At 67.6% G+C, this 7,956-nt stretch carries 3 protein-coding genes and 2 pseudogenes; all 5 read left to right on the top strand.

Going from position 1 to position 7,956, the window contains the following annotated elements; genetic code table 11:
- Positions 1-75 precede the first annotated feature (75 nt).
- Positions 76-303, top strand: a complete 228-nt coding sequence (locus Mam01_RS35610) for a hypothetical protein (RefSeq protein ID WP_204289624.1) — start codon at positions 76-78, stop codon at positions 301-303.
- A gap of 208 nt (positions 304-511) precedes the next feature.
- Positions 512-4,441 (top strand): ThuA domain-containing protein, encoded by a 3,930-nt coding sequence (locus Mam01_RS35605; protein ID WP_204289623.1) that lies wholly within the window; start codon positions 512-514, stop codon positions 4,439-4,441.
- A 58-nt stretch (positions 4,442-4,499) separates the two neighbouring features.
- Positions 4,500-4,796 (top strand): annotated as a pseudogene (locus Mam01_RS37895) (IS982 family transposase); the annotation flags it as partial.
- 71 nt (positions 4,797-4,867) lie between these two features.
- A complete protein-coding gene (locus tag Mam01_RS35600; RefSeq protein WP_204289622.1) occupies positions 4,868-6,910 on the top strand; it encodes a ThuA domain-containing protein in 2,043 nt (680 codons plus the stop codon).
- 744 nt (positions 6,911-7,654) lie between these two features.
- Positions 7,655-7,956, top strand: a pseudogene (locus tag Mam01_RS35595) (IS1380 family transposase); the annotation flags it as partial.

The raw sequence follows: 7,956 nt of genomic DNA, 5'->3' as shown, positions 1-7,956 counted from the left end.
ATCAACTCCGCATCGGCATGAGCACACCTGGCCGGTCTCGGTGACTCGATCCCGGCCAACCTGTTCAACCCGCGAGTGATCGTCATCGGAGGCTATTTCGCCTCGTCGGCCCAGTGGCTGCCGCCACACGCACAAGACCGGCTGCAACGGCTCGTGGTAGCCGGTCCAGCCGCCCAGTGCCGATTCGTCGTCTCCACACTCGGCTTCGGCGCCGCCTCCCATGGCGCAGCGAGCATGGTGATCAACCACATCATCGACGACCCGACCACGATCATGGATTTACCCAGGCCGGCACCGTACTGACGGCTCCACAGACCTGGAGATGGCACCCTCCAGCAACCGCAACATCCGCTACCGCCAAGTGGCAATAAGCGCGACGGCGCGCGCCTTGCCTGACCTCCCCCCAGTCAGGAAGGTTTTCATGTCACCACATCATCGAACGTGGGCCAGGCTGCTCGACGCAGCCCCGCCAGAAAACGGACGACGCCCGAGACGTCGCACCGCGACCACGATGGCCTTGGCCCTCATCGCCCCTTTCATCACGCTCCTCGCGACGCCGGTGAGCGCCGAGGCCCCCACGGCGGCTGAGCCCGCTTTCAAGGTCGCTCCAGCGGCACTGCTGCAGCCGTCCGCGCCTGCCGCCAAGGCCGCACCACCAGACGCCGGCTTCAAGGTGCTCGTGGTGCGCAGCACCCAGGACGCGGTGTCGTCGGCCGGCCTGGCCGCGATCCGGGATGCGGCGAGACCCGGTGAATTCACGGTCGTGGCGCCCGGGCCCGCTGACGTGGGCGACCATTTCACGGAGAAGAAGCTGAAGCAGTACCGCGCGGTCGTGTTCTTGGACACGGGTCTCGCGAGCCCGCTCACGGACGCGCAACGCGCGAACTTCGAGAGCTACTTCCGCGACGGCGGCGGCTTCGTCGGCGTCGGCTCGGCGGTCGAGACCGACGAGTCCTGGTCGTTCCTGACCGACCTCCTGGGGACGCGTGCGTCCGGCAAGACCGACGTGCAATCGGGTGACGTGAAGGTCGCCGACCGCGTCCACGACGCGAGCAAGAATCTGCCGCAGTTCTGGTCGCGGACCGACAACTGGTACAACTTCGCGAAGAACGTCCGCGGTGTGTCACACGTCCTCGCCACCGTCGTCGAGGACCCGTTCGGGCCGCAGCCGCAGGGCGCCGACCTCGACGGGATCGCCGGGGGCACGATGGGCGCCGATCATCCGGTCTCGTGGTGTAAGGACTTCGAGGGCGGCCGCTCGTTCTACACCGGCCTGGGCAACACGGCCGCGAGCTTCGACGCCGGCCTCACCAAGCACCTCAAGGGCGCGATCGGCTGGGCCGCCGGCCAGGCCGACCCGGCCTACAGCGACTGCGGCGCGACCGTGCTGGCCAACTACCAGCAGACGAAGATCGGCTCGCCGCCGAACCTGCAGGAGCCGATCGGCTTCGACCAGCTGCCGGACGGCCGCGTTCTGCAGACGGACCGCCTCGGCTCGCTGCGCATGCACGACTCGACCACGGGCGTCACCACGGTCGTCGCCAACTTCGCCGATCCGAGCCTGCCGATGACGCAGCAGATCTACTCCGCGGGCGAGGACGGGCTCTATGGCCCGGCGGTCGACGCCAACTTCGCGACCAACAAGTGGGTCTACCTCTACTACTCGCCGAAGGAGGTCACCGACGTCAAGCTGAGCGACGGATCGGTCGTCACCCAGATCACGCCGAACACCAATCCGCCGAACGTGGCGGCGTCCAAGACCGCGTGGGATCCGTACGTGGGCTATTTCCAGCTCAGCCGCTTCAAGTTCGTCGACGCCACCGACAGCACGCCGGCGCACCTCGACATGGGCTCCGAGCAGCAGATCATGCGCGTGCCGGTCAACCGCCAGGAGTGCTGCCACGTCGGGGGCGACATCGACTTCGACAAGCACGGCAACCTCTGGATGGTCACCGGCGATGACACGCCCGCGGGCGGCATCAACGCCGGCGGCTACGGGCCGTACAACTCGCAGAAGACCGACGAGCAGCAGACCGTGCGCGTCACCAACGCGACGGGCGGCACGTTCACGCTGACCTTCGAGGGCCAGACGACGGAGCCGATCGCGTGGAACGCGGATCGCAATGCGATCGACGCGGCGCTCGAGGCGCTCTCGAACATCGAGGCGGATGAGATCCAGACCAGCGGCGGCCCGGTCAACACGTCGAACGTCAACGTGTTCTTCCGCCGCGGCAAGCAGCAGTCCGATCAGCCGCAGATCACCGCCGACGGCGCCGGCCTGACCGGCACCGCCACGCCGGCGATCGCCACCAACACGGCGCAGGCGGGCGGCTGGTATCAGCGGCTCACCGGTGACTCGCGCCGCACCGCGCTGAACACCAACGACCTGCGCGGCAAGGTGCTGCGGATCAAGGTCAAGGACGGCGACATCTCCGCCGGCGACGCCAACAAGGTCGACTTCGGCTCCGGCACGGGCGCCTACTCGATCCCGCCGGGCAACCTGTTCCCGCTGGTCGCGGGCGCGCCGCGGGACAAGACGCGGCCGGAGGTCTACGCGATGGGTTTCCGCAACCCGTTCCGGATCCAGGTCGACGAGAACGACGTGGCCTACATCGGCGACTACTCGCCCGACGCCCAGACACCGCAGCGCTCGCACGGCCCGTCGGGCACCGGCCGCTACGAGATCGTGCGGAAGCCGTCCAACTACGGCTGGCCGACGTGCTACAAGCGCGACCTCGCGCACTACGAGTGGAACTTCCACGAGTTCGCGCCCGGCACCACCACCGCGGGCACGCCGCTGAACAACCCGGCTCAGAAGTTCGACTGCGACGGGCCGACGCAGCGCAACGACTCGCTGTGGAACATTGAGGGCGGTCCGACGGTCGAGCCGGGCCTGAGGGACGTCCCGCCGGTCACCGACCCGGACATCTGGTACTCCTACCGCGACAACAACACGACCGCGCCGCTCGGCACCCCGTGCGAGGCCGGCTACGCGCCGACCCCGGGCCCGATCGCGCCCGGCTCGACGACCGAATGCCCGCGGCTGTTCCCCGAGCTCTACACCGGCGGCGTCGGTCCGCACGGGGTCACGAAGTACCACTACGACCCGGAGAACCCGAACCCTAACAAGTTCCCGCCGTACTACGACGACTCGGTGATCATCAGCGAGTGGACGCAGGACACGCTGCGCGAGGTCAAGCTCGACAAGCAGAACAACCACGTCCAGAAGATCAACAACTTCCTGGATTGCGGCAGCCGTGCGAACGCCGGGGCAGGCAGGTTCCGGTTCGAGTGCGACAACCCGATGGACCTGCAGTTCGGTTCTGACGGCGCGTTCTACCTGCTGACCTACGGCAACGGGTTCAACGTCATCAGCCCCGACGCGGGCATGTACAAGTGGGAGTACGTCAAGGGCAAGCGCGCGCCGAAGGCCGTGCTCACCACGGACCGCACCGACGGCTCAACGCCGCTGACCGTGAACTTCTCCAGCGCCGGCTCGCTGGATGAGGATCCCGGCGACTCGATCCGCTACGAGTGGAACTTCGGCGACGGCTCGGCGATCGAGACCGACCCGAACCCGGCACACACCTACACGAAGTCCGGCCGCTACACGGCCGTGCTGACCGTGCTCGACTCGTCCGGCAAGAAAACCTCGACCAGCACCGTGATCACCGTGGGCAACACGAGCCCGACGGTGGTCGTCAACACGCCGGTGGAGGGCGGGACGTTCGCGTTCGGCGACGACATCCCGTTCTCGGTCACGGTCACCGACCCCGAGGACGGGACGGTGAATTGCTCCGAGGTGCAGGTGACGTTCGTGCTCGGCCACGACGCGCACGGCCACGCCGAGGAGTCCGTCAACGGCTGCTCGGGCGTGCTCCACACGATCGCCGACGACGTCTCACACGGCGGCAACGTCTCCGGCGTGATCCAGGCGCGCTACACCGACCACGGCGGTCCGGGCGGGGTCCCACAGCTGACCACGACCGGCCAGCACCAGATCCGCCAGAAGCACCAGGAGGTGGAGTTCGTCGTCAACCAGTCCGGCACCAACACGGCGAACAACACCGACGGCGGCGCCGGCGTGCACCGCGGCAGCCTGGGCTCGGGCGACTGGCTCCAGCTCAACGGCCCATTCAACCTGACCAACATCGATTCGATCACGTTCCGCGTGGCGGACGCGGCGAACGGCCGCACGCTCGGGTCGCCGCTGGCGGCAATCGAGGTCCGTCAGGACTCGATCACCGGGCCGATCCTGACGACGGCCAACCTCGTGTCCACCGGCGGGACGGGAACCTGGACGAGCCAGACGTTCCCGGTCTCGATGTCCGGGACGCATGAGCTGTTCCTGGTGTTCCGCTCGGTCACGGGTGGCGCCACGGGCGGCAACCTGTTCAACCTCAACTGGGCCGAGTTCGTCGGCACGGGCATCGGCACCTAGACGATCGAGTCCAAGGGATCGCCTGCGGAAACAGGGCGAGGGTGTCCAAGATCAATGTGTGACGAAAGACCTGGGCACCCTCGCCACCGCACTCTATGTGAAGATCGATGACGCGGTGAAGACCTGGCCGACCTCGCGCCCTGGCGACCCAAGGTCGGCATCGCACCTACCCTCAGTGACGCCGAGCTGGTGACACTCGCTGTGATGTCGGCGCTACTCGGTTACGCCTCCGAACGGCGCTGGCTGCGCTAAGCCCCCGACCGGACTGGCCGGCATGTTCCCCTACCTGCTCGGCCGGTCCGGCTACAACAAGCGCCTGCGTAAGGCATCCGGCCTGGTCTTGCCCGTGATCCGGACCGTGATCACAGGTCTTGGCATCGACCATCTAGCGAACCCGGCCGTATAGCGGTAAGAGAGAAGCCACTCATGCGAAGAAGATTTCGCGCATCGGCCGTGGCCGCCTGCGTGACGGCGGTCGCACTCATCCCCGCGGCACCGTCGTGGGCAGAGGAAACGACACCGCCGACGATCAACGTGGCGACGCTGTCGCCCTCTGCGCCTACCGGCCAGAACAACTGGTACCGCGACTCGGTGACGCTGAACATGTCGGCGACCGACGACGTCGGCATCGCCAAGTTCCAGTACTCGCTCAACGGCGGCGCCGCCTACATCGACGTGCCCGTCGAGGGGGCGCCGGCGTCGGCCACGGCGTCGGCGGTGATCACGCAGGAGGGCAACACCAGCGTCCGGTACCGCGCGGTCGACACGTCCGGAAACGTCGCGGCGTTCCGCTCGATCTCGGTCCGGATCGACACGCGCGCGCCGGCTGCATCGTACCCGGCGATCACCGACGGTCACGTCGGTCACGTTGCCACGCTTATCCCGACGCGCACGGACCCCGCCCCCGGCTCGGGCGGAGTGGCTGTGCTGAACATGTACCTCGACGGCAAGCTGGTCCCGCCGTTGCCGGTGCAGACCTCCGACCTGCCGCTCGGCGTGCACACGCTCGCGGTGCAGCTCTCTGACGCTGCTTCCAACAGTGCGAAGTACACGCAGACGTTCATCGTGACGACATCGTTCGCGGACGTCGGCACGCTGATCGGCCGGTTCGTGACCGCCGGCAGCGTCCCGGCGGAGGTCGGCGCGGCGCTCCAAGCCAAGCTCGACCAGGCGAAGGCGCTCGCCGACGTCGATTCGGCCAAGCAGGCGAGCCAGGTCATGAACGAGTTCGTCTCGATCGCCAACAGCCAGATCAGGCCCGGCTCGGCCCGCAGCACACTCGTGGGTGATGCGCGTTACCTGATCGACCAGCTCAAGGGCGGGCTCGCGTCGGAGCCCGCGACGGGCCTCGAGTCCGAGCCCGCGGAGGGCCCGAAGTTCATCCCGGACCCGGTGCTCGCCCCGCTCCCGCACAACCCGGACGCCGACTACAACGTCCTGATCTTCTCCAGGACGACGGGCTTCCGGCACGACCACATCTCGCACACCGTGGCCGCGATCCAGAAGCTCGGCATCGAGCACAACTTCAACGTCGACGTCTACGACCCGCAACTCTCGACCGTCACGCTGCCCACGAGCCCGTTCCTGAGCCTCGACACGCTCAAGAAGTACGACACGATCGTCTTCGAGTCGAACGTCGGGCACCCGGGCCCGCTCAATGCGATCACCGAGCAGCCGAACTTCGAGGCCTACATGAACCAGGGCGGCGGCTATGTCGGCATCCACGGCGCCGCCGACTCGTTCGAGCTCCGCACCTGGCCGTGGTACGGCAACCTCGTCGGTGGGTTCTTCACCAACCACCCGAGCGGCCAGAACGGGTTCGGCCAGTGCGGCAGCTGCATCCACGCCGAGGTGGTGACCGAGGACAACTCGCACCCGGCGACCGCGCATCTCCCCGCCAAGTGGATGACGGTCGACGAGCTCTACAACTTCGACCGCAACATGCGGGCCGACGTGCACACGCTGCTGAGCCTCAACGAGGACAGCTACCAGCGCAGCCTCAACAGCGGCAACGCGGCCACCAACCCGCTGCGGCTGATGAACGGAGACCACCCGATCGCGTGGTGCCAGAACTGGGGCGGTGGCAAGGCGTTCTCGAACATCCTCGGCCACTTCCGGACGCATTACTACGACGACTCGTTCATGCGGATCATCCTCGGCGGGATCGAGACGACCGCCGGCCGCACGGCCGCCAACTGCTCGTCCTACCGCGAGACCGGCCTGCTGATCGAGGCCGACCGAGCGGCCGGGCTGCTGACCGCGGACGCCGCGGACGCCGCCGATGCCGCCCTGGACACCGCGCGGGACAGCTACCTGGCAACCAACTACACCACCGCCATCCCGGCGCTGAACTCGATCGTCGCCCTGGCTAACGACAAGGCCTCCGGCGACGCTGCGGCGCGTTCCGAGCTCGCGCGGCAGGCGCGCGCGCTGCGGGAGTGGATGCAGAACCTCAACCGCAACCGCTGACCCGTTCACGCGGCGGGGGCGGTGGATCGCCGCTCCCGCCGCGCTGACGCTGCAGCGACCACTATCGCGGATTCATGCACGACCTTCTCATGATCATCGCGAGGTCGTGATGAGCCGGCCGGATGAAAGGGAAGAACGCGTTCCGCGACGCGGAGCACGGATGCGTCCGCGATCGGAGGGGAGGAAGATGACGGTGACCCTGCCGGGTTGTCGCGGGCGCCGCCCCGCAGACCGGCGTCACGAGTACGCCGCGACGTACCGGGTCTTCAGTCAGTCGAGAAGTCCTTCGGTCCTTGTGTGGCCCGGTGGCGAACCGAGCAGGACGTCGAGCATGCTCAGGGGAGCTTCAGGCGGTCGAAGTAGGGCGCCGGCGGGCGGTTCCGCGATGGTGCAGGATGGCTGGCATCCGTCACCTTTCCTATACGATCCGAGTGGTCGTCAGCATGCAGCAGCGTTGCGACCGATGTCAACCTCCGCTATTCAGCGCTGAAGGCCGGGCAAGGTCGTTGAAATGAAGAGGGTGCCTCTGATTTGCGATGATGCGAGTGTCTAGATCACGTCGTCGCAAGAATCAGGCGCACCCAACAGGTGAATCGTAAGCGATGGGGCCACCGGCTGTCTGTCGCCGGGGACGCCAAGGGACTCGTTGGCCATGCCGGGACCGTCTTACTGCGTAAGTGTGCTGATCGGACTGGCCTGACCACAGAACTCGGGGCGGTCTTCGCCCGGCTGGGAGCCGGTCCGGTGTGGGACCGGGGCGTGGTGCTGGTCCAGCTCGCGGTGGCGATCGTGCTCGGGGCCACCAGCATGCGGCAGATCGGCGTGCTGGCCCATCAGGCCGAGGTGTTCGGGGCGCCGCCATCGGACTCGACCGTGCGCCGTACCCTGGAGCCGATCGGGGCCGATACCGCCCTGCTGGTGCGGATCGCGCGGGCGCGGGCGAAGGTCCGCAGGCGGGTGTGGGCGTTGATCGAGGCCACCAGCGCGGGTTTCCCCTGGCTGGTCGTGGCCGGGAAGATGCCGACCGGGTGGGTCGTCATCGACAG

The sequence above is a fragment of the Microbispora amethystogenes genome (genome assembly GCF_016863015.1).
Lineage (GTDB): Bacteria > Actinomycetota > Actinomycetes > Streptosporangiales > Streptosporangiaceae > Microbispora > Microbispora amethystogenes.
Note: the sequence above shows the minus strand (reverse complement) of the source record. Positions and strands in the feature narration are given on the sequence as shown.

Excerpts from the sequence above, each read along its gene's own strand:
- Mam01_RS35605 (WP_204289623.1), top strand. The coding sequence starts at position 512 with ATGGCCTTGGCCCTCATCGCCCCTTTCATCACGCTCCTCGCGACGCCG.
- Mam01_RS35600 (WP_204289622.1), top strand. The coding sequence starts at position 4,868 with ATGCGAAGAAGATTTCGCGCATCGGCCGTGGCCGCCTGCGTGACGGCG.